The organism is Microcoleus sp. N9_A2, assembly GCF_036701775.1.
Lineage (GTDB): Bacteria > Cyanobacteriota > Cyanobacteriia > Cyanobacteriales > Microcoleaceae > Microcoleus.
This window is the reverse complement of sequence record NZ_JAUBRH010000018.1, coordinates 41,550-62,055: the sequence shown is the minus strand read 5'-3', so window position 1 is coordinate 62,055 and position 20,506 is coordinate 41,550. Positions and strand designations below refer to the sequence as shown.

At 43.6% G+C, this 20,506-nt stretch carries 24 protein-coding genes; 12 read left to right on the top strand and 12 right to left on the bottom strand.

Annotated elements, in window-relative coordinates; translation table 11 throughout:
- Nucleotides 1-278 precede the first annotated feature (278 nt).
- Complete coding sequence (locus QUA44_RS13715; RefSeq protein ID WP_333251803.1) at nt 279-1,838, top strand: cytochrome P450; 1,560 nt, start codon at nt 279-281, stop codon at nt 1,836-1,838.
- Nucleotides 1,839-2,239: 401 nt separating this feature from the next.
- The gene (locus QUA44_RS13710; RefSeq protein ID WP_333309725.1) at nt 2,240-2,650 is read left to right on the top strand and encodes a transcriptional regulator; all 411 of its coding nucleotides are present in this window, start codon (nt 2,240-2,242) and stop codon (nt 2,648-2,650) included.
- 193 nt (nt 2,651-2,843) lie between these two features.
- Here the strand turns inward: QUA44_RS13710 and QUA44_RS13705 are convergent, their stop codons facing one another.
- Nucleotides 2,844-4,562: a hypothetical protein gene (locus QUA44_RS13705; protein ID WP_333251801.1), complete on the bottom strand. Its 1,719-nt coding sequence runs from the start codon at nt 4,560-4,562 to the stop codon at nt 2,844-2,846.
- Between the two features lie 127 nt (nt 4,563-4,689).
- Nucleotides 4,690-4,977 (bottom strand): type II toxin-antitoxin system VapB family antitoxin, encoded by a 288-nt coding sequence (gene vapB / locus QUA44_RS13700; protein ID WP_333251800.1) that lies wholly within the window; start codon nt 4,975-4,977, stop codon nt 4,690-4,692.
- Between the two features lie 108 nt (nt 4,978-5,085).
- Here vapB and nadC point away from each other — a divergent pair, with 108 nt between their 5' ends.
- Entirely contained in the window at nt 5,086-5,943 is an 858-nt protein-coding gene (gene nadC / locus QUA44_RS13695; RefSeq protein ID WP_333251799.1) for a carboxylating nicotinate-nucleotide diphosphorylase, read from the top strand.
- Between the two features lie 242 nt (nt 5,944-6,185).
- On the opposite strand, the gene QUA44_RS13690 is transcribed toward nadC, so the two are convergent.
- A complete protein-coding gene (locus QUA44_RS13690) occupies nt 6,186-7,214 on the bottom strand; it encodes a C39 family peptidase (RefSeq protein WP_333251798.1) in 1,029 nt (342 codons plus the stop codon).
- Nucleotides 7,215-7,678: 464 nt separating this feature from the next.
- On the bottom strand, nt 7,679-9,007 hold the full coding sequence (locus QUA44_RS13685) for a pitrilysin family protein (RefSeq protein ID WP_333251797.1): 1,329 nt from the start codon (nt 9,005-9,007) through the stop codon (nt 7,679-7,681).
- 221 nt (nt 9,008-9,228) lie between these two features.
- Between QUA44_RS13685 and QUA44_RS13680 the strand changes: the two genes are divergently transcribed.
- The 4 genes from QUA44_RS13680 to QUA44_RS13665 all read left to right on the top strand — a co-directional run bounded on the left by QUA44_RS13680 (nt 9,229) and on the right by QUA44_RS13665 (nt 11,716).
- Entirely contained in the window at nt 9,229-10,101 is an 873-nt protein-coding gene (locus tag QUA44_RS13680; RefSeq protein ID WP_333251796.1) for an ABC transporter permease, read from the top strand.
- Between the two features lie 361 nt (nt 10,102-10,462).
- Nucleotides 10,463-10,672: a DUF2997 domain-containing protein gene (locus QUA44_RS13675; protein WP_332966526.1), complete on the top strand. Its 210-nt coding sequence runs from the start codon at nt 10,463-10,465 to the stop codon at nt 10,670-10,672.
- A 41-nt stretch (nt 10,673-10,713) separates the two neighbouring features.
- On the top strand, nt 10,714-11,100 hold the full coding sequence (locus QUA44_RS13670) for a DUF1257 domain-containing protein (RefSeq protein WP_193974477.1): 387 nt from the start codon (nt 10,714-10,716) through the stop codon (nt 11,098-11,100).
- Nucleotides 11,101-11,248: 148 nt separating this feature from the next.
- Nucleotides 11,249-11,716 (top strand): ferredoxin, encoded by a 468-nt coding sequence (locus QUA44_RS13665; protein ID WP_333088695.1) that lies wholly within the window; start codon nt 11,249-11,251, stop codon nt 11,714-11,716.
- Nucleotides 11,717-11,793: 77 nt separating this feature from the next.
- Here QUA44_RS13665 and QUA44_RS13660 read toward each other — a convergent pair whose 3' ends face one another.
- The 8 genes from QUA44_RS13660 to QUA44_RS13625 form a co-directional block, all read right to left on the bottom strand.
- Nucleotides 11,794-12,075, bottom strand: a complete 282-nt coding sequence (locus tag QUA44_RS13660; RefSeq protein ID WP_333088697.1) for a YiaA/YiaB family inner membrane protein — start codon at nt 12,073-12,075, stop codon at nt 11,794-11,796.
- A 221-nt stretch (nt 12,076-12,296) separates the two neighbouring features.
- A complete protein-coding gene (locus QUA44_RS13655; protein ID WP_333251795.1) occupies nt 12,297-12,719 on the bottom strand; it encodes a PIN-like domain-containing protein in 423 nt (140 codons plus the stop codon).
- A complete protein-coding gene (locus tag QUA44_RS13650) occupies nt 12,716-13,438 on the bottom strand; it encodes a DUF433 domain-containing protein (RefSeq protein WP_333251794.1) in 723 nt (240 codons plus the stop codon). The genes QUA44_RS13655 and QUA44_RS13650 overlap by 4 nt, the downstream gene beginning before the upstream one ends.
- 145 nt (nt 13,439-13,583) lie before the next feature.
- Nucleotides 13,584-14,663, bottom strand: coding sequence for a hypothetical protein (locus QUA44_RS13645; RefSeq protein ID WP_333251793.1), 1,080 nt, complete (start codon nt 14,661-14,663; stop codon nt 13,584-13,586).
- 114 nt (nt 14,664-14,777) lie between these two features.
- Nucleotides 14,778-15,755, bottom strand: coding sequence for a hypothetical protein (locus tag QUA44_RS13640; protein WP_333251792.1), 978 nt, complete (start codon nt 15,753-15,755; stop codon nt 14,778-14,780).
- A 57-nt stretch (nt 15,756-15,812) separates the two neighbouring features.
- Entirely contained in the window at nt 15,813-16,181 is a 369-nt protein-coding gene (locus QUA44_RS13635; protein WP_333251791.1) for a hypothetical protein, read from the bottom strand.
- Nucleotides 16,182-16,242: 61 nt separating this feature from the next.
- Nucleotides 16,243-16,944 (bottom strand): hypothetical protein, encoded by a 702-nt coding sequence (locus QUA44_RS13630; RefSeq protein WP_333115845.1) that lies wholly within the window; start codon nt 16,942-16,944, stop codon nt 16,243-16,245.
- 160 nt (nt 16,945-17,104) lie between these two features.
- On the bottom strand, nt 17,105-17,371 hold the full coding sequence (locus QUA44_RS13625) for a hypothetical protein (RefSeq protein WP_194068932.1): 267 nt from the start codon (nt 17,369-17,371) through the stop codon (nt 17,105-17,107).
- A 252-nt stretch (nt 17,372-17,623) separates the two neighbouring features.
- Between QUA44_RS13625 and QUA44_RS13620 the strand changes: the two genes are divergently transcribed.
- The 5 genes from QUA44_RS13620 to QUA44_RS13600 all read left to right on the top strand — a co-directional run bounded on the left by QUA44_RS13620 (nt 17,624) and on the right by QUA44_RS13600 (nt 20,449).
- Nucleotides 17,624-17,947 (top strand): helix-turn-helix domain-containing protein, encoded by a 324-nt coding sequence (locus QUA44_RS13620; RefSeq protein ID WP_293262723.1) that lies wholly within the window; start codon nt 17,624-17,626, stop codon nt 17,945-17,947.
- A gap of 15 nt (nt 17,948-17,962) precedes the next feature.
- The gene (locus QUA44_RS13615) at nt 17,963-18,652 is read left to right on the top strand and encodes an ImmA/IrrE family metallo-endopeptidase (protein WP_333251790.1); all 690 of its coding nucleotides are present in this window, start codon (nt 17,963-17,965) and stop codon (nt 18,650-18,652) included.
- A 62-nt stretch (nt 18,653-18,714) separates the two neighbouring features.
- Nucleotides 18,715-18,954, top strand: coding sequence for a polymorphic toxin type 33 domain-containing protein (locus QUA44_RS13610; RefSeq protein WP_333251840.1), 240 nt, complete (start codon nt 18,715-18,717; stop codon nt 18,952-18,954).
- Between the two features lie 23 nt (nt 18,955-18,977).
- Entirely contained in the window at nt 18,978-19,409 is a 432-nt protein-coding gene (locus QUA44_RS13605; RefSeq protein ID WP_333251789.1) for a DUF4279 domain-containing protein, read from the top strand.
- A gap of 188 nt (nt 19,410-19,597) precedes the next feature.
- Nucleotides 19,598-20,449 (top strand): YheC/YheD family protein, encoded by an 852-nt coding sequence (locus QUA44_RS13600; RefSeq protein ID WP_333251788.1) that lies wholly within the window; start codon nt 19,598-19,600, stop codon nt 20,447-20,449.
- Nucleotides 20,450-20,506: the final 57 nt, after the last annotated feature.

Below are 20,506 nucleotides of genomic sequence, written 5' to 3'. Positions count from 1 at the left end.
CTGCCCGGTAAAATAGCTCAGTGCCAGGTTAATCATAAATTAAAGCTCTTTTCCCGCAACAACGGAAAAGGGCTTTAATTTTTTGGTGAGTTACAGATGTTTATAATATGACAAGTGCGTAAGTCCAGAGCTTGTTGCCTATTGGAAAAGGAATTAATGCTAGAGCCACATCAGGCAATTACCCAGTCGAACGTTTTATCTTTAATTAGGTTGACTTACTTAATCTCCATTTCAAGGTAGTATATGGGTAATAAAAAACTATCGACTTTGGCAGATTTATGTTTCAAAGCATTACTTATCAAATAAATGGTTCTTCTTCCTTCTTGTCATATTTAGTAATAGTATTAGGCTTTACTAGCATAGCGTCTATACTGAGTTGGCGATGGTGGAAAGGAAAGGAAACGTATAAATCGCTACAATCACTCCCGTCGCCTCCCCAATATTGGGTGTTAGGAAATCTGCCACAAATATTAGTAGCAGTAAAACAGAAGAAATTATTTCAGCTATTTTTTGATTGGAGCCAGCAGTTAGGCCCGATGTACGTCATCTGGAATGGCAGGACTCCATCTGTGATTTTAAGTAAACCAAAAGTAATTGAAGATACCATTATCAATGGAATGAGAGATGGTAGCTTAATTAGACCCAAGCAATTACGCGAAGCATGGAACGATATCAGTGGTTCTATTATGCTCGGAGAAACTGGAACGGAGTGGCAGTGGCGACGCAAGGCTTGGAATCCGGAATTTAGTTCGAGCAATCTTTCCAAATATCTGGAAATAATTAGCCAAGCTTGCGAACAAGTCATTGAGACGCTCAAACAAGTTGCACCCCCAAAAGAAGTGGAGGTAGATCCTCTGTTTGTGGAACTAACAATGCGGGTGATTTCCTCTTTGGTACTAGGTATTCCTGTAGATAAAAATAGTACCAGTCAGGAAGGCCCCGCCCTGGAAGTTAGCAACCTGTACGAAGCGATGTCTATTGTAGGCTATCGTTTTCTGCGACAAGCTACGGGGGAGAAAAGATGGATGAAATATTTGCCAACTCAGAATTCACGGGATTATTGGGCAGCAAGGCGATATTTAACGGAAGTCCTTACTCCCCGCGTTGACTTAGCTTTACAGATGAGAGAACAAAATCAAACTGATTTCCCACAAGTCAGTAGTTTGTTTAGGGAATCAATGTTAGTCAAAATTGCGGCTAAAGAACCAAAATATGATCGCGAAACCTTAATATCAGAATCGATTGAACTATTAATAGCTGGGACTGACACCACAGCCCATACTTTATCCTTTGCACTTGGAGAGTTGAGCTTAAATCCAAGAGTTTTTCAACAAGCACGAGATATCGTTGACCAAGCTTGGCAAAAAGAAAGTGGGATTAACCTAAAAAATCTCAAAGAATTGGCTTATATTCGTGCCATTATCAAAGAAACACTGCGCCTTTATTCAGTTGCCTCTGGCTCAAGTCCATTGGAGGCTCAACGGGATACTCTAATTGAGGGTACAGTGATTCCGCGTGGCACGAGAGTATCCTGGTCAATGCTTGCAGCCGGAAGAGATCCTGAAGTTTATGCTAACCCAGAGGAATTTCTGCCCGAACGTTGGCTAGACAAGAATAAGGAAACAAGTTCACTGCCAATGATAGACTTTGGCTCAGGCTCGCATCGTTGCTTAGGAGAGCATCTATCAATGCTGGAAGCAACAATGATGTTAGCATTATTGGTGCGCCACTTCGATTGGGAGTTAGTCAACGGTCGTTCTTCTCTAGAAGAATTACAGCAAAACCTGTTAATTTATCCGTCAGATCGAATGCCAGTACGCTTTCGAGGGAGAAACTGAGCCTAAACATTTCAAACACCGCAATTTTTAGGAATATACAAGATAGCCCGATTAGCGCTCTTCTGTCACTCTAAGCAGAGGAAAAGAGGTAATCAGGGGTAAAATTGGTTTGAGAAATAGGAATGAGAAAGAAATTCATCAAAGAAATCAGCCTAGGAAATCCCAAAGATTATTGCGGAATCGGAAACATCTTCAACCAGCTTTGGATGATATTGAAGTAGATACAGCATATTCCATTTATATGCGGTACACACAATTTTGTTGTAAGTAAGGTGCGTTGCCATTAACAATCTGCAAGTTCCATTGAACTATAAAAAAACAGCGGCGCACCCTACATTACACGTACCACACAATATAGCTGCTACTGTACTTAATAAACCTGGAATATGGTGTAAGTAAGGATGAGTGGAAAAATGCTCCGTACTTTTGATGCAAAATTTTATACAGATTTACTTGTTCGGTATCAACCACAACCGATCGCAAATGAAGCAGAAAACGAGGCCGCGATCGCTCTCGCTTGCGAACTGGAACACGGCCCTATGCGATCGCAGGAGGAAGAGCTATTTCTGGAGCTTTTGATAACGCTGATTGAAAAATTTGAAGCTGAAAATTATCCAATTCCCCCAGCAAATGCTGCTTCAATGTTGCAACATTTAATGGATGCGAGAGATTTGGACAAATCCGATCTGATTCCTGTTTTGGGAACGGAAACTGAGGTTGAGAAAGTTTTTGTTAGTGGAAGGGCGATCGAAATAGATGAAGCCCGGAAATTAGCTGATTTTTTCCAAGTTGATATTAGTTTGTTTCTTTAAGGGCGATCGGCTACTTGTTGAGTAGGAGTTGCTGATATTCGCTCTCCGGCTGGCTGATTAATCATTTGTTTTAAGCGATAGACCTTATTTTAGCATTCAAGAGTGGGCGATCATCTTGCCTTTTCCTTTGCACCTATATGAGCCGTCAGGATACTGGTAGAGGCAGACCTTTTCGATGCTTCCATAGTTCTTCCTACTTTAGATACGAATTTGCCCATTTATAGCGATTTGAATCTTTACTCAGAAGATACTCTGCAACTTCTCTACGTTTATCCTTGTCTTTTGTCATTCTGACAATTCTTTCAATTTCGTCATCGGTATCGTCAGCCCCACGTTCTGCGGCCAGTTCAAACCAATTATCACCATCCGCATATTCACCTCGGTCGTAACAAATTGCTCCCATAAGGGTATAGGGTTGGTGACTATCAGGGTGACATTCTCTTGCTTGCGTTGCACAATTTTCTGCTTCATCTAGTTGATTAAGATCCCGAAATGCTGCACCTCTAGTTACCCACAGAGCTGATTTCAGGTCAGATTCTTGTACTTTGTTCCAGTTCACATTTTCTGTTACTTTTAGAGCTTTTTCCGGCTCATCTGCCTTCCGCCAGTTACTACTTGCACTCGGTAGCTTCCATCTGTTTCCAGTTCGTTGATGTTCTTTTTCGCAAAATATTGCTTCTAATCTGTAGTAGGCGATCGCTATCTTTCCATGTCGAGCAAGACGACCTTCTTCAATTAATTGAATGACTTGTTTTGGGTCGAGTCGTTCCTCTCGCTCAAGTTTGAGCATAATTTCATAAAATGGGTCGAGCGCTAATTGACCCACAATCTGATACTTGGTTTTTAATGTCCTGAAGTGGATCTGTTTGGCAATATCTACTGTCTCAACAAGTCCTTCTTCTGACAACCACTGAATATCTTTTTCGTCAATCAATACTTTCGATTCCTCAGAAGGGTTGGAAGTTTTTGATTCACTAATCTCAAAAATTCTAAGGATTAAAAATAAACGGCTCGAAGGTTCTGAGCTTTGATATTGAGTGGCTTTGTATTTATTTTTAAGTTCCGCAAAGAATCTTCTGTCCTTACGCTCTCGATCGATTGAAATTAACTCGCTCAAGTTTTGCTGCTTCAACCATTCACATTCACTAGGCTCTAATTCTAATTCTGAGTTGAATTTGCTCAAAATAGAATATAGTGGACTAGAAATAGAAGTATCTGGGTGAGAATCAATCTGATATTTAGACTTTAGTTCTGAAAATTCAATTTCAGCTTTCCTTTCATCCTCTTGCTGCCAATGAATTTCTAGTGTTTCTCCAAAATCTAATTCTAAAAGCCATTCAGCTTCGGAGTTAGATAATTGCTCTCTCGCATCAAGCTTTTTCAGAATTGAATACAGAGGCTCTTCAGGAAATTGGTTTAGATTCTTAGTCGCTTTATAGTTAATTTTGAGTTTTGAAAAGTTACGAATATCTTGAATTAAAGTTATTGTGTCTACAAGACCATGATTATTTAGTAGTTCCAAATCTGAATCTGTAAGGCTATACCCAGGATCTAATTTCCAAAGTATTGAATAGACTGGGCTGGAGATTGGAATCTCTAACTGTTTTGGAATATGGTACTTAGTTCGCAGTTGTAGAAATTCAGCTTCTAGCCTCTTCTTGTCTTCTGCTTGGTATTGCTGTAAAGAAATGATTTCAACGGTTCCGACAAGGCGATTCTCTGTTAGCCATTGAAAGTCTAGGTTTGTGACCTGAATTCCCAGGTCGGCTTTTCTCAGTATCAGATATAGGAAACTATCAGATACACCACTATTATACTGACCTACTTGATATTTCTGTTTAAGAGCAGCAAAGTGCCTTTTCTGTAGCTCACTATTATCCATACCTGCATCCATACCTGATGTGATATTCACGGCAATTAGTTAACCCTATATGAGTCAGATGAACTGCCTTAAGAGGCTCAATCTTTTTTTGATACCAAAGTAAACCCATTTATCCCATCAAAGCACCAATACCCAACGTTGTCAACAGGAGACTCGTTTACATATAATCCTTTAAATCTTCGAGAGGTTCATCAAAATCATCAGACATCCAGATTTTATCTTTCCAAATTCCAAGTCCGCCTCGCTTTGTCGGCTTTTCTTGACTTAAGTTTTTAGCCTGCTTTTCAATCAAATACTCAATATAATGAAGCACTTCTGTCTGAAGAGACTCAGGGAGTTCTGCTAATTTTTCTAAAATGACTGGCTGTATCATGGTTTCTGCTCGCGATCGCCCATCTACTCCATTAAACCACCAAAACCCAATGTCAGCAACAGAATAGCCCATTATGTAGTGCGATCGCCCAAAATCGCACCAACACCATCACTATCTTGCAACTTGCCTAAAACCGCCCGATCGACTATCGTTCCTAGTAGCAGGAATCACAAAGAAAACATGACAGCAATATTGCCACCTTGGATAGTTTTAGACTCCCTACTGCACAACTGGCTGCTAGAAGATATCGGTAGGGGCGATCGCACAACATCGGCCTTATTTCCCGCAGCCAGCATCCAGGGTACTGCTAAATGGATAGTCAAAGAAGCAGGAGTCATAGCCGGATTGCCAATTGCCGATCGCACATTTAAACTTTTAGATAGCAGCCTCAGTTTCATCCCCCAAGTACCCGAAGGGAAGCTGTGCGAAAAAGGAGAAGTAATTGCCGATATTTCCGGCAACTTCGACGCGCTGCTAACCGGAGAAAGAGTAGCATTAAACTTGGCAATGCGTTTGAGCGGCATCGCTACTTTAACTCAAAAATATGTTGACAAAATTGCCGATTTACCCGTGCAATTGGTGGATACGCGCAAGACAACACCGGGGTTGAGATTGTTGGAAAAATACGCAACTCAAGTCGGCGGCGCTTGCAATCATCGGATGGGATTGGATGACGCAGTGATGATTAAAGACAATCATATCGCGGCGGCTGGCGGAATTACTGAGGCGATCGCCCTAATTCGCAATTCTATCCCCTATCCGCTGACAATCGAAGTCGAAACCGAAACCCTCGCCGAAGTGCAGACAGCATTGCAGCACAAGGCGGATATTATCATGTTAGATAATATGTCCTATGACTTAATGCGGCAGGCTGTGGCAATAATTCGCCAAAAGAGCGATCGAGTAAAAATCGAAGCTTCCGGCAATGTTACTTTAGACACAATTAGGAGTGTAGCCGAAACCGGAGTTGATTATATTTCAACCAGTGCTCCAATTACGCGATCGACTTGGCTGGATTTGAGCATGAAAATCAGTTGACAGTTGACAGTTGACAGTTGGAGCATCTCAGTTTTGCATTTATAGTGCTGTCCCCGATCGCGTATTGTACAACTCGCGAGTTATTAAGCTCGCACTATAATAAAACAAATGCTTTTTATAAGAATGAGATGCTCCCGTTTACATTTGTCAACTATCAACTATCAACTATCAACTATCAACTGTCAACTATCAACTGTCAACTGTCAACTATCAACTGTCAACTGTCAACTGACTCTTAACAATTACTTCGAGATAAAATGAACCCAAAAATTACCGTCAGGCATACAGAGGCTGCGGATTAAGCGGTAATTATAGTGCAAGTAAGCACCGCTGACACTTGTATCGTAGCCACTTCGGAACCACTCACCATAGGGATCGTGGACGAAGAATCCCTCGCTGTCGTAGCCTGATGCAACTATAATGTGACCGAAAGACGTGAAGTATCCATGGATGACAGCGGGATTTCCGCTGGCTAGCCAATCTTGAATGTCATCAATAGTTGCATTCTCGGTAAAGAAATCTTGAGCGCCGTAATCTCTAACAATCTTTGCTAAATCGTAGGGGTCCCAGCGACTATAACCTTTGGCGATCGCATATTCGTAGAGTTCGTCTTCATATTGCCCGGTTTGTTTGCGCCGTGGCACCCTCAAAAAGTCCATACACATCGCTAATGAAGTTACATTGCAAGAACCTGTAGGATTATTCAAGTTATCCATTTGCGATAGATAAGGAATGCCAAGCCTGACAGTTGGGGGATTCGGTTTGGGAAAAAACAGAACGCCGTCTTGAGTAATTTGAGCGTGTGCTCCGAAAACATACCAAATCCCTGAATCTTTGAAAGACTCGTTGCGGAGAGCAACTCTGATGTGACCGCGAGCCGGAGCAAAAGCCAAGATCTCAAACTCTTTTCCGGCTGGTATTACTTGTTTTTCCGAGTCCTGAATTTGAGAAGACGCCAGCGGTTTTGATTTAAAAATCGTGTCTCTGAGCGTTTTCAGGATCAGGGGATGTGTGGGAATCTCCTCTGGTTTGGTTTCAATCAGCTTTTTGGCTGTGACTGCTCCCAAAAAACCCGGTTCGCCGCACTTCATCAGAGTTTGAAATCGGTGGAGGGTGGCGGTAGAGAGAGGGCCAAAAATTCCGTCTACGGGAGGTTTCAGTAAGCCCAGGTCAATGAGGCGGCTTTGAATTTGGCCACTGAGTTCGTCGTCTGCAGCAATTGCTTTGGCATCGTACCTAATTTTTGAGTTGAGAAAGTTTTGTAATTTCATGCTTGAGTGCCCCTGTCAATCGATTTGAGATTTGAGATTTACGAGCGCCGAGCAATCTGGTTTCCCCTAGACTAAATTGCTGGCTCGTCAATAATTCCCAGTTTATCGTCTCATGAAATTACGGTAATTTTGTCGCTCAATCGATTTTAGATTTTAGATTTTAGATTTTAGAATTACGATCGCCGATCAATCTGGTTTCCCTAGACTAAATTGCTGGCTCGTCAATAATTCCCAGTTTATTGTTTCATAAAATTACGGTAATTTTGCCGATCGTCCGTACCTTAAAGGCTTCATATTAATGATTTGATACAAAACCTTCAAGGCGAGAACCGATCGAATTTCACGCACTATTGACTAAAAATCCCTGGTATCCGTTGACATTGTTTCGGCAGAATGCCGAAGGCCGTTGGATGCCTCAAAACCAGAGGGAGGGAAGAATTCCCCTGTTGAGGCGATCGTCGGATTTATGCTTCGTCCGGGCGAATTACCACAACACCCATTGCGTCGGGAGACAGATATTTGACGGCGGCTTCTCGGAGATCCTCGGCAGTCTGAGCTTGGATGCAGGCGGCATAGTTGAGGGCGGGAGCGATATCTCCTACCATCGACTGATAGTAACCGTACAAACTTGCTCGATCGCTCGGAGTTTCGTTACCAAAGATAAACCGATTTGCTACTTGAGTGCGGATGCGGGAAATTTCGGCATCTGTCACCAGTTCGGTTTGGAGAGTGCGGATGTGTTGGACGATCGCAGCTTCCACTGCTGCCAAGTTTTCTGTTGCTAGTTGAGCGGAAATCGAGAATACGCCGCCGAGTCGCTGAGTCATGTTGCTGACCGAAATTGACGAGACTAGCCCTTTTTCTTCGCGCAAATCATGAACCAAGCGAGTTGTGCGGCCGTGACCCAATATTGTCGCCAAAACGTCGAGGGCATAAGTTTCTGACATTTCCATGAAACCTGGCACTCGCCACATCACGATCAGTCGGGCTTGCTGAAGGGCAGAGTCTACAAATTCGCGGCGGACTGTTTCTGTAAAGGGCGATTCTTGGCCGTAGTTCAGGATTTGGGGTTCTGGGTGAAATTTGCCGACAGCAGGCACATTTATTTTGTTGTTTTGTGCTGTGCTTTTTGCTGCAAAACTCTCTGCGACAATTTCTATTAGTTGATCGACTGGCAAATTGCCTACAGCTACGGCTGTCATGGCTCCTGGGTGATATCTGCTGCTGTGGAAATCCCGCATTTGTTGCGCTGTCAACTGTTCGATGACGGAAGTCGGGCCGAGTACCGGTCGCTTGTAGGGCAAGACTTCAAAGGCTAATTGCATCGATCGCTGATAGGTGCGGCGACGGGGATTGTCTTCCGATCGTCTGATTTCTTCCAATACTACCAGCCGTTCGCGATCGAAGGCATCGTCTGGAATGCTGGCGTTGAGCAACACATCGACTTGCAGGGGGGCTAGTTCGGCAAAATCTTTAGGGGCTGTGGTGATGTAATAGTTAGTGTAATCTTGGCTGGTGGCAGCATTGGTGACAGCGCCGCGTTCTTCGATCGCCCGTTCAAATTCTCCACTCTGAATGCTGGGAGTTCCCTTAAAAATCATGTGTTCTAAAAAGTGAGCCATGCCGTTGATTTCGTCGGATTCGACGGCTGAGCCTAAATTCATCCACACGCTGAGGTTGACGGCATCAACTGGTAAGTGTTCGGCTATAACTGTGAGGCCGTTGGGGAAATGGCGCACTGTTGGAGCGTTCAGGGGCGATCGAGCTGAGGTTTTGAGTAGGGTTGATGTCATTGTGCTCTTAAATTTATCTTGTTCTCTATATCTTAAAGGGTCTTTAAGGAAGAGCTCAGGCATTGGTCATTTGGGGCGAAAAATGCAATGGGATATGGACGGTAATGCACCGAGTTTTTGGTCTCCCTGGAGCAAGTCCTGTTAACGTATTTCTGCGATCGCGCTCGTGAATTTATCCTAGTAGTTGCCCAAGTCCTCAGTTTTTTTGGTGACAGCAAAAGATGGAAAATCGAAGATGGAATAAAAACTTAGTATTTCCACAAGCAGCTTGGCAGCGATTTTGCCGATCGACCTCCGGGAAAATCGGCTTAATTTTGACCTTAGCGCTGATTCTTTTGGCACTGTTAGCCCCTGTAATTTCCCCCTACGATGCTGCGGTCGATCGCGATTATTTGTCCAGATTAGTGGCTCCTAGTGTCAAACATTGGTTCGGCACCGACAGTTTGGGGCGAGATTTGTTGGTGCGGGTGTGGCACGGATTGGGGATATCTTTGCTTGTCAGCCTGGTTTCTGTGGCTGCGGGGTTGTTTGTCGGATCGCTGTTGGGGCTCTTTGCTGGGTATTTTCGCGGATGGGCTGAAATGGCGATCGGGATTTTGGCGGATATTTTGCTAGCCTTTCCTTCGATCTTACTGGCGATCGGCGTTGTTACCGTCACCGGGCCGAGCCTGCAAAGCGTAATTATCGCCGTCAGCCTCGTGCAAATTCCGATTTACATCCGCCTCACTCGCAGCATGGTGCTATCGCTTCGGGAACAAGAATTTGTTTTGGCTGTCAAGGCCTTGGGCGCCAGCGACTTACGGATTATTTTTCGCCACATTTTGCCGGGAAGTCTCGCGCCGCTAGTTGTACAAGCAACTCTTTCGACTGGTACAGCGACGCTAGAAGCTGCTGGTTTAGGTTTTTTGGGTTTGGGCGCACAGCCGCCGGTTCCTGAGTTGGGGACGATGCTTTCTGATGCTTTTAAGGGCGGATACGCTCTTTCTTCTCCTTGGACTATTTTGTTTCCCGGTTTGCTGATTACCTTGACTGTTCTGGGTTTCAACCTTTTGGGCGATGGCCTGCGAGACGTTTTAGACCCCAGAGAGAATTAGATGGCGAGATGGGGAATTTATACTTTTGCCTCTTACCTTCTGCCTTCTTCCCTCTGCGCCCTCTGCGCCCTCTGCGGTTCATCCCCTCTTTTTTCTGCCTTCTTCCTCAATCTCAAATCTCAAATCTCAAATTGATCGACTTGACTGATGTGCCAATGTACGCGAAACTTTACATAACACTGACGTATTGCTCCTACATATTAATAAGTTCTGTTAAGTTGTGACTCAAAACCTATCAATTAGTCAAAATTGATATAGTGGCGAGTCAGCCAACTCTCAAGAAGCGACTTCAGGAGGCATCGTACCAAGCTTGCTGGCGTCGGTGTCTGATTTCATCGTTCCTATTCAGTCAGCCCGGATTATGGAAACACTAGAATTTGTGATTTATCCAGATGGCCGCGTACAGGAAACAGTCACCGGCATTGTCGGTGCTTCCTGCGCTGAGGTAACTGCTGCTATAGAAGCCCAGCTTGGCGTGGTGCTTCATCAAGAGTCAACATCTGAATATTTCGCGCTTGCGCTCAATCAGTCAGCCGAAGCGACGGCCCAAGTGGCTTTTAGCGATTGGTAATCTTTTTTGTTGAGTTCACTTAAATTTTTTTTGGAATCACCATGTCACACTTTAGCCAAATTAAGACCCAGATCCGCAATTTGAATTCTTTGGAAGCTGCTTTAACTGATTTGGGTATCGACTGGAAGTCGGGCCCGACTGAGGTGCGCGGCTATCGCGGCCTCACCAGCACTGCTGAGGTGGTAATCGAGCAAGAAAACGGCTATGACTTAGGTTTTAGCTGGAACGGGACTGAGTATGAATTGGTGGCCGATTTGCAATTTTGGCAGCAAGCTTGGTCTGTAGACCGTTTTCTGAATAAGGTGACTCAGCGCTACGCTTACCATACTGTGGTGAATGAAAGCGCTAAGCAGGGTTTCCAAGTTTCTGAGCAAAAGCAAAATCAAGACGGTTCGATCCGCTTGGTGGTTCAGCGCTGGTGTGCTTAATAATTTACAGATTGTTCGCAGCCAGGAATGCAAGTCGTTGCTGGCGATCGGGGAAAGAAAGGACTGAAGTCTTTACTACAAACCGATTTTTGCAATTCAAGTCTCGTTCGAGTCCGCCTGGACTTATTGATTATTCTGAGGGATCTAAATGTCTGAGCTTTCTGGACTCGGAATAGATACAGCAAGCGATCGCACTGGTTTGGAGCCGGAGTTGGGCGGATTTTTGCGGGATGCGCCCGATCGCTCTGGTTTGGAACCGGAATTGGGCGGTGTGTTTCGCCAAAAAGGTGTCTATGTTGATGAGATTACCTGCATTGGCTGCAAGCACTGCGCTCATGTTGCTCGCAATACTTTCTACATTGAGCCGGATTACGGGCGATCGCGCGTAGTTCGACAAGACGGGGATTCTGAAGAGTTGATTGCTGAGGCGATCGACACTTGTCCGGTAAATTGCATTCACTGGGTTGATTACACCGAACTCAAAAATCTGGAAGAAGAACGCAAGGATCAGGTGATTCCTGTCGTTGGTTTTCCCGTAGATATGGCTACGGTTCAGGCCGGAATTCGCCAGCGCCAAAAAAATAAGGGCGATCGTCAGTTCAAAGGTAGCCATTGAAATCCCCAGATTTTCCCATCAAGCTCAACAAAAACAGCCCGCGCGGGCTGTTTTTGTATACATTCTATCATTCAAATTCATTTGAGAGGATGATGTTCCGCGAGAATTTTCTCAACTCTCGCTTCGTCGATTCTCGCAGTCAATCTTGTTGACTCATTGTTATCGCGAATGGTTTTTGCTAAAGTAAAAGACGAGCCGACAGAAAAAGTTAAACCCATACCCATAAAAGCCTTTTGCCAAGGATCTACCTGTAAATAAATCACACCAACAGTAGTTGCAGAAATGGCAACAATAAAAGAAACCCAGCACTGAAGAATCCAAGCATTAGTATCTTTTTGACGTATGATTTGTTGTGACATAATCTTTAAGCCCCAAATATATTTTTTGGTTGATTAACTTATACAATAATGAGCGTGAATGAAGCAGTCAGGAGAACAAAGGACAGTTTCTAGAAGTGCACAGGGCGATCGGGCTTTTGATTAAAAACTACAACCCTGTAGATAGGTTTTCATACTCTTTGAGCCTGGAAGGGAGTAGACAGTTTATAAACTGGACTAATCGAGATTAACTTTGAGATGATTTACTCACTGGTTTTAGGGAGGATTCTCAAAAGTTCCTTTTGGTTTTTGCAGGGCTTTACCAAACCAGACTGGTACACCTTAGCAATAAAAGGTGCTTGATTCCCCCGAATAAATCGTTGCATATTTTCTAAGGCATTTACAAAAGCTTGTGCCACTACAACTCCAGAAACATCGCTACCCACAAATGCAAACAGCCGTACATTACCTTGAGCCACAGCCAATAACTCCAAAGGACGGCTAGCAATTTTCTTGTCCTTTGTAAGTACAACCCAATTGCTTTCTCCAACTATCCTCAGCCAATCCTCATCCTTGACATCTTGCTTAAAACGATCGTCATGAATTTCTACTGTCGCCCCCGCATTTCGTAACGAATCTGCCAGTTTTGTTCCTAAACATCGATCGATGAAAAATATCTCATTCATGCTACTAGCGGAAGTTCGCAGCGAATACCTTCCTCTATTTGGAGCCGATCGCAATTATAGTCCTCAGCAAGTTCATCTATGGAATCACCCGCTTTGTAACGTTCTGCCAGCATAGCTGTGGGAATGCCAGTTCCAGCCAAAACAGGGCGGCCAAAGGAGATTCTGGGGTCAATCATCACTGTTTTAGGTTCGTCGGAACCTGGTAGCTTCGTGAAAGGGAAGAGTTTGACAGGTAATCCAGCTTCATCTCGTACAATGCGATCGAAATAAATGTCTAGAATCTGCCTCGCTTCCTGTTCCCTGCCGGAGGCTGCAAGCTTCTGTCCGAATTTCTCAAACAAAACAGCAATTCCCTCGACTTGAAACTCAATTCGAGCATATAAGTGAGGAGTAGAAAAATTACGGTTGACACATTTGAGAGTGGTGCTAAGTTGTTTTCGGGAGAAGCCAGTAGCTTTAAAAATGGCCATCAAGACATGAGCCTCTACCAAATTTGTGAAAGAAAGTAGTGTAGTTTTGGACTGGGGAAGCCGTTCAAAATTGTTGTGTTGAGGTAACTCAATCAACGGCTCAAAGAAGTGCTTGTCCGTTTTTGTTTGCGAGTACCAGCCAACAACCCAATGTCGCAACATATCTCTTCGCAGCCTGAGATATTGTGCTGCTTGAGGGATAGAATATATCGGAATATCCCGCCGTTCAAAGTTGTTAGTATCAAGCATAGCAGTTGTCCTAATCCTAAATACTTATATTTTTGCACAAGAAGCGGGCGATCGCAAAAATCTCTCCATTCAATACCCAGATACCCGACTTCTTCAAGAAATCGGGTATCTAAAGCAACCTAATTAACTCCTAAAAGCGCTGTATCTACTTATTTTTCTGCTGAGTCTTAGCTTGTTCGATCGCAATTTCCCTCACAGCTTGGAAAGAACTCAAATTCGACGAACCCTCAATCGCCTTCACAGCCAAATCTTGAACCTGTTTCAAAGCAGAATCAAGTTGCTGTGACAAACTAGCAAGCCGCGCATCTTGATTTTGAATAGTCTGCAACATCCCTTGAATTTGCAGTTCATAATTTTGCTTTTGTCCTTCAATATCTTTAGCCAACAAATCCGCCTTAACCTTAGCTTGATAATTGCCAATATTGCGACCAGTATCCTTCCCATTCTTGATATTAGCTTCCAATTCCTTCGGAAAAGCTTCCACCTTAGCCTTAACATCCGCAGACAAACTTTCCCGTTCCGAAATAGATTTTTCGCGTTCCGCCCACTGTTTCTCCTGTTCCTGGCGAAACTCTTCAATTTCTTGATAAAGCCTTTGCTGGCGCTGTTCGTATTCTTCGATATCAAGATTTCGCTGAAGATTCAGATCGTAATCATACAACTCCTCATCCCGGCTGCGATCTTTTTGCTGATTATCATTACGTTCTGTAACCGTCAACTTTTGCAATTCCTGCTCTTTTTCCCAAGCCAGCCGCAGTTCTAACAACTCCTGTTCAACAGTTTCGCGCCGTTCGCTGAGTTCGTCAGTAAAAGTTTTCGCACTTTCTTCGTACTGCTGAATTAAATTATCCAGCGTATCTTCCGCAACATCTTCTAAACTGTGCAACTCTTGCAGTTGTTGAACTTCCTCCCCCACAACGCGCCGCAATTCTTCCAATTTAGTAGCTTCGGAAGTTAACTTTTCAGACAACTCGCTGACAGCGCCACCAAAGCCAAATTGCAGCAAAATCAGATTGTCGATTGTGGACTGCATTTTTTGTTGAGTTTGAGTTAAAACCATTGATTTTTGTGCCTCCACAATAAGTTTTTCAGGAACTGCTGCTTGCTTTGGGGAAGCATTTAGCTGTTTGATTTGCAATTCTAATGCAGCTTTTTCTTGCGCGGCTTCCTTGTACGCTTCTAAGATTTCAGCCTTGGTGCTTTTGTCGCTAACTTTTTTGTTCACAACTTTCCATCTCTTAATAGTTGGGCAAATTTGGTCTGGTTTCAATTCTAATTCTTAGTCTCGCGTTGCGCGGACTTCGTTTGTGTAGTCGCGGTTTCAACCGCCGAGTAATCTTTAAGCTTTGCTCGCAAAAGCTTTCATTGCCAAATCTTGCGCTTGCTTCATCGTAGCTTGCAGTTGCGCGGAAATCTCAGCAATTTGTTCAGTTTGCCGCGCAATTGTCTGCTGTAAAGATTGCACTTTCAACTCATATCCCTGCTTGCTTCCTTCCCATTCCTTGTCCGCTAAATCTGCCTTGACTTTAGCTTCGCGCGAAACTTCTTGAATAGCTTCTTCTTTGGCTTTCATATAAGCCTGTTTGAGTTCTTCTTCAAATCCAGCGGCTTTCCTTTGATTCTCTTCAAACTCCGCTTGATTGTCGCTGAGGGCTTTTTCTCTTTCCGCCCAGTTTTTGTCTTTTTCGCGGGTAGATTCTTGCAATTCCCGTTCTAGTTTGCGCTTCGTTTCTTCGTATTCGTCGGTTTCAATTTTGCGATCGCGCTGCAATTCGTATTGATAATCGGCTGTTTCCTGCTGGCGCTGTTTAGTTGTGAGTGCAGTTTGTTCTTGAAATGCTGCATCAAATTCTTGCTGTTCTTTTTCCCAAATCTTGCGCTTTTGGGTTGTATCTTTTTCCAGGACTTCGCGCTGGTTGGCGGCGTTTTGTTCGAGGAGCGTCAGTTTTTCCCGGTGCTCTTGAGTTAAAATGTGGAGAGCGTCTGCTACAACTCTAACTTGCTGCAACTCTTGCAATTGTTCGGCTTCAATTTCGATCGCCCGTTTTAATTCATCTAATTTCGCAGATTCCGCCTTCAGTTTTTCCGAAAGTCCGCTGGTGATGCTACCGAAATCTAATTGCAAGTCTGCCAAGCCTTTAACAATACTGTCTATTGTGTAGGTAGAAGCAACTTCTAGGAGTTGTTTGCTTTTGGCTTTTTCGGCTGACTGTTCCTTAGTTTCGACTTTAGATTCAATCTTTTTTTTGTCTGCTAAAATCTGCTGAAAATTTTGCAAAATCTTGGTTTTGCTATCTTTGGCTGTTGCTAGTGTCATAAGGTTTGTTGCTCCTGATTCAAATTTTTGCAGGGTTGGTTTGTAAGACGTTTTGAGCTATTCTAAGTTCCGCAGTTGGCTGAGAATAGCTCGGTATTCTTTGGCTGCATTCGGTGGAAATTCGGGATTATTGCTGTCTAGAGATTTGAGAATTTTTTGGCAGCGATCGCACCGATTGCTTTGCCAGCATTCGCACTCCTCAAGTATACTTAAAAGCGTGTTTTTTAGCAGTTGATTTTCCGAAAGCAAAGCTCGGTAATTCCGCCGGATAGATTCGGCAACTAAAGTCATGTGCTGGAAGTCTTCGGTAAGACTTTCGATGTCGTTGATTGTATCATCCCGAATGCGATCGAGCATCTCGAAATTCTCTTTCAAACGGCTTTCTTGCAGGTTTGGTTTGCTTTTAATTTTAGTGACTTTTTTCATTTTACTCTTCGTTGTCACAGTTACGGAAAAAGCGCGATTAAATCGCGCCTTTTCCACAAAATTAGAACAAGTCAGCAGTTGCTCTATCTTCCGCTGACGGTAGCGACATACCGCCGTTAGAATTCAAAGCAATAGCATCGCTTTCACCGCTAGTGTGAGCGGCCATCAAGGACGCAACTTGTGCTGCTGGTAGGTTATCTAAACAGATCATAGCCCTGGTTCCTTCTAAGTCAATCATCCGCGATTGATTGCTCGGATCGGACAAAACTGCTGCGGCTTGATCGATAACTGCCCAGTCTTTTCGCTCCATCCACGACCATTTTAAACTGTAGTAATTGATTGGTTTTACTACTCCGCTGTCGTCTGGTTTTTGACCGGAATGTTTAACGAATTCGGGAACAAATATTCCGGTTGCTGGCTCTACGCCGCGTGATTGAACTGATGCGACTAAACGGTTAAAATCGTTCAAACTGCGGTTTTTGATGTATGTCACCATGACAACTCCTTGGGGGAGTTCGCCTGTTTCTGCGACGAACCAAAGTTGACCCCAAAGTGTGTGGGAAGTTTGACCGAGGGAACCGAAAAATTTGGCAAATTTGAGGATGGTGATCGAACACTTGGAACCGTAATCGGTATCGCCGATCGCCCATTGGCCGCTTTGGCAATTGTTACGTACTGCGATCGGGATTTCTGGTACTAGCAAAGCATTGCTTGGTTTGGCTCCAAATACTGAAAATGTAGGTCTTTCTTTTGTGGTAGTCATTGTTGTTTTTCCTTAGTTCTTTATTGATTTACAGACAATTGGGAATTGGTAATTGGGAATTGGTAATTGGGAATTGGGAATTGGGAATTGGGAATTGGTAATTGGGAATTGGTAATTGGTAATTGGCTAATTCTCCCCATCTCCCCATCTCCCCTTCCGATTACCGAATGAGATGTGTTGTCGCTTTTGGTTCGGGATATTTGTACTCCAGCATCGCCTCTTGTTGAGCTTTGATAATCCGCAGGGCGGTGAGCAAATGCTCTAAGGTTTCTAGGTGGGCTGGGGTGAAGTGGATGCTAAAGCCTTCGCCATCCCGCGCGTAGCCCGGACAAACCAGTGAGGCTGAGCTTTGTTCTTCGTGGGTGGCGATGTATAGCCAGTCATCGTCTTCGAGCTTGTAATGCGTGTCTGTCCAGGTTCTCAGCATTTGCTATCTGTTCCTCCTTATTGGCTGCGTACAAGGGTTTAGATCCGGGTGGCGATCGCTCCTCTCAAGTTTGCAGCGCTATATATAGCGTGTTTTTTAGATTATTTCCACTTTTTACCACAGCAGTGCGGTCAAAAGAGTTGACTAAACCGTCAACTAAATTTATAGTAACGCATGTTGATTTTCCCGTCAAGTATTTTGTTGAACTTTTCATCAAAACAGGCTAGAATGCTTGTCAGGAGGCAAAAAACCGTGGAACAAACATTTGGAAGACTGATCCGTCAAGCTCGCAAGGACAAAGCTTACTCACAACGTGAGCTAGCAGGTATGCTAAGTGTAGATTTTACTTATTTGTCGAAGTTGGAGAACGATCGCGCCGATTATGCGCCAAAAGAGGACGTAATTCGAGCATTGGCGCGGAATCTCGATATCAACGAAGAGGAATTGATTTTTTTGGCGGGGAGACTGCCTCAGCAGTACGAAGCGCTGCTGAAGCAGAATCCGAAGGAAATGCAGGCTCTTTTCCGCCGGATGCAAGAAAATCCAGATTGGCTCAAACAATCTTTTGAAGCGTAAGAGAGGCCCCTGATAGTGAGTATTTTTAAACCGTATTGCTTCTATCCCAAAGAATCGATCGAGCGTTTGGCAAATGACATCCTGATGCAGATGCAGAAAACGCAAAAGTTTGCTCCGAAATGGCCTTTTGAAGCGACGACGGTTGCGGATTTTCTGGATTTGGGCGTAGTTTGGGACTACATTGAGCCGGATGAAGAAGGTGCGATCGCCGCCAGGATTTTACCCCAGCAGCGGTTAATCGAAATCAACGAATTGATTCTCGAAAAACCGCCGGGGTTCATCGAATCGACGATCGCCCACGAAATCGGCCACTGGGTACTGCACGTCAATCAAGACGAAGCAGACGGTACTGTGGAACAGTTGGAACTCAATTTGGGCGATCGAGAAAAAACAGCGTCTGATGTCGAAGAACCGTTTGTTTGTCGGGGTGCGATCGCCAATACCAAAATTGCGTCGATCGAATGGCAAGCCCAATATTTTGCAAGCTGTTTGTTAATGCCCCGAGTTGTTTTGGAAGATAAAAGACAGGGACGCGATTTAACAAAATGGTCGCACTTATATAAAATGAGAGATGAATTGGGAGTCAGTATTTCCAACTTGACAAACCGCTTGCAAGAATTCGATTGGATTTACATTCCCAAGGGAACGCGCGAGATTTATGCCGGGAAAGATGCGGCAAACGGGCAGCAGCGGTTGTTTGGATAAAATTTGATTCAATTTGAGGTTTGAGAGAAATGTTCAAACCTCAGCTTTTTTTGGTGTAAGGAATAGCGGAAATAATATCAGGGAATAGTGCAGAAGAGCGAAACTGGAGACAAGACAAGCTGCTTACCAAGCAGGAGATTGAGAGATTGAAAACAGGAGAAATTGACATACACGAAATCAAAAACGAAGAAAATGCCTCTAAAAAAGACCTTTACAAAGACAGAGATGGAAACATATATGTCAAACCTAAAGGCGGTATGAGTCCGTGCGAACCAACAGATATAAACATTAATGATTTCTAATCATATTAAACAGGAGTTTGAGGATGGAATCAGAGATTTACGCTTATTTTGCCTTAATTGGAACTGACTTATCTCCAGAAGAGGTAACAGAAAAAGTCGGCATAAAACCAAGTAAAACTTGGAAAATTGGCGATTTAATTCACTCAAAGGCTACTATCCGCAAAAAGTACAATGGCTGGAGAGTAGATTCTCAACTTAGCAAGTCGGACGACTTAGAATCTCACATTAAATCTGTGATGGAACAACTTCAACCGGGATGGCTATCTTTGGTAGAGTTGTGTAAGCATTGTAAAGTCGAGATTTCTTGCGTCATTTATTACAGAAGTGGCAGCATCCCAGCGATTCATTTTGATAAATATATTGTTGAAAAAGTACATCAATTGAATGCGGCAATTGATGTAGATTTGTATGTTTTGCCAGAGGAGACTGCCTCGGATGAAGCAGTAGCAGCATGAGGGGTATAGGGTTGTTCTGCAAAGAGCGATCGCCCTTTTAGTCTCATTGCTTCCTCCTGTGGTACAGTATGAATGAAAAAAATCAAGGCTTACCCATGGTGGCTAGAAACCGGGTTTCTACGAGTTTTAAGAAACCGGGTTTCTGAGGTCAGGGCGCGTAAGTCCTAAAAATTTATCCTGTTCAAATTATGCTAACGAATATTGAAATCCTGCTGGCAGCTTGTGAGGAATTAAATATCCCTTGCGAAATCCTGCATCCTACCCAAAACTTGATTAGAATCAAACACGGCGGCGAAGAATATTATTTTGTCAATTACATGACGCCATTTAACAGCGCGTCAGCAGCAGAGATTTTTAAAGACAAAGAATATACCTATCAAATCTTAAACGGCAAGATAAATACTCCCAGAACTCTCGGTTTTGTCTCGCCTCACTGCGAGGAGAAGTATAAAAAATATTTAACTTTCCCAGATATTGAATCAATTGTTTTAGAAGTAAACAAAAAATTTGCTTTCCCGGTGATTCTCAAAAGAAATCGCGGTGCTGGTGGCAACAATGTTTTTTTGTGTGAAACTATAGAGCAAATTAAAGCAGCCCTAGAAATTATATTTAACGTCAACAGCAAAGATTATGACTATGTGGCGCTAGCTCAAGAATACATCGAAGTTGCTCACGAATATCGGGCTGTATTCTGCAAAGAAAAGCTAGTTTTGCTGTACGAAAAAGACAAATATCAGGCTGAATTTGCGGGGAATTTAAGCCCGCTGCACTGGGAAGGTGCAAAAGCCAAACATATAATTAATCCCGCTCTCATGTCGGAGATTGAAGATTTTGTTAAACCTGTTTTTGATGAAATGGCGATTAATTATGCGGGGCTTGACATTGCGCTAGATAAAAACGGAGTATATTGGTTGATTGAAATTAACTCAAGTCCCAATTACGATATTTTTGTGAGAGATAACGATCGCCAAATTGTCGTAACAATGTTTAAAGGTCTTCTGGAGAGCTTGATTTTTAACAAAACGCCTTATTTGAAATGAAGAGTAATATCAATTCCGGTTAAACCGCAATGATATAGAGGAGACGGCAATGCCGTG

Bases quoted from the DNA above. Each gene is read 5' to 3' on its own strand.
- QUA44_RS13715 (WP_333251803.1), top strand. From the start codon at position 279: ATGTTTCAAAGCATTACTTATCAAATAAATGGTTCTTCTTCCTTCTTG.
- QUA44_RS13710 (WP_333309725.1), top strand. From the start codon at position 2,240: ATGAGTGGAAAAATGCTCCGTACTTTTGATGCAAAATTTTATACAGAT.
- vapB (WP_333251800.1), bottom strand. From the start codon at position 4,977: ATGGGCTATTCTGTTGCTGACATTGGGTTTTGGTGGTTTAATGGAGTA.
- nadC (WP_333251799.1), top strand. From the start codon at position 5,086: ATGACAGCAATATTGCCACCTTGGATAGTTTTAGACTCCCTACTGCAC.
- QUA44_RS13690 (WP_333251798.1), bottom strand. From the start codon at position 7,214: ATGAAATTACAAAACTTTCTCAACTCAAAAATTAGGTACGATGCCAAA.
- QUA44_RS13685 (WP_333251797.1), bottom strand. From the start codon at position 9,007: ATGACATCAACCCTACTCAAAACCTCAGCTCGATCGCCCCTGAACGCT.
- QUA44_RS13680 (WP_333251796.1), top strand. From the start codon at position 9,229: ATGGAAAATCGAAGATGGAATAAAAACTTAGTATTTCCACAAGCAGCT.
- QUA44_RS13675 (WP_332966526.1), top strand. From the start codon at position 10,463: ATGGAAACACTAGAATTTGTGATTTATCCAGATGGCCGCGTACAGGAA.
- QUA44_RS13670 (WP_193974477.1), top strand. From the start codon at position 10,714: ATGTCACACTTTAGCCAAATTAAGACCCAGATCCGCAATTTGAATTCT.
- QUA44_RS13665 (WP_333088695.1), top strand. From the start codon at position 11,249: ATGTCTGAGCTTTCTGGACTCGGAATAGATACAGCAAGCGATCGCACT.
- QUA44_RS13660 (WP_333088697.1), bottom strand. From the start codon at position 12,075: ATGTCACAACAAATCATACGTCAAAAAGATACTAATGCTTGGATTCTT.
- QUA44_RS13655 (WP_333251795.1), bottom strand. From the start codon at position 12,719: ATGAATGAGATATTTTTCATCGATCGATGTTTAGGAACAAAACTGGCA.
- QUA44_RS13650 (WP_333251794.1), bottom strand. From the start codon at position 13,438: ATGCTTGATACTAACAACTTTGAACGGCGGGATATTCCGATATATTCT.
- QUA44_RS13640 (WP_333251792.1), bottom strand. From the start codon at position 15,755: ATGACACTAGCAACAGCCAAAGATAGCAAAACCAAGATTTTGCAAAAT.
- QUA44_RS13635 (WP_333251791.1), bottom strand. From the start codon at position 16,181: ATGAAAAAAGTCACTAAAATTAAAAGCAAACCAAACCTGCAAGAAAGC.
- QUA44_RS13630 (WP_333115845.1), bottom strand. From the start codon at position 16,944: ATGACTACCACAAAAGAAAGACCTACATTTTCAGTATTTGGAGCCAAA.
- QUA44_RS13625 (WP_194068932.1), bottom strand. From the start codon at position 17,371: ATGCTGAGAACCTGGACAGACACGCATTACAAGCTCGAAGACGATGAC.
- QUA44_RS13605 (WP_333251789.1), top strand. From the start codon at position 18,978: ATGGAATCAGAGATTTACGCTTATTTTGCCTTAATTGGAACTGACTTA.
- QUA44_RS13600 (WP_333251788.1), top strand. From the start codon at position 19,598: ATGCTAACGAATATTGAAATCCTGCTGGCAGCTTGTGAGGAATTAAAT.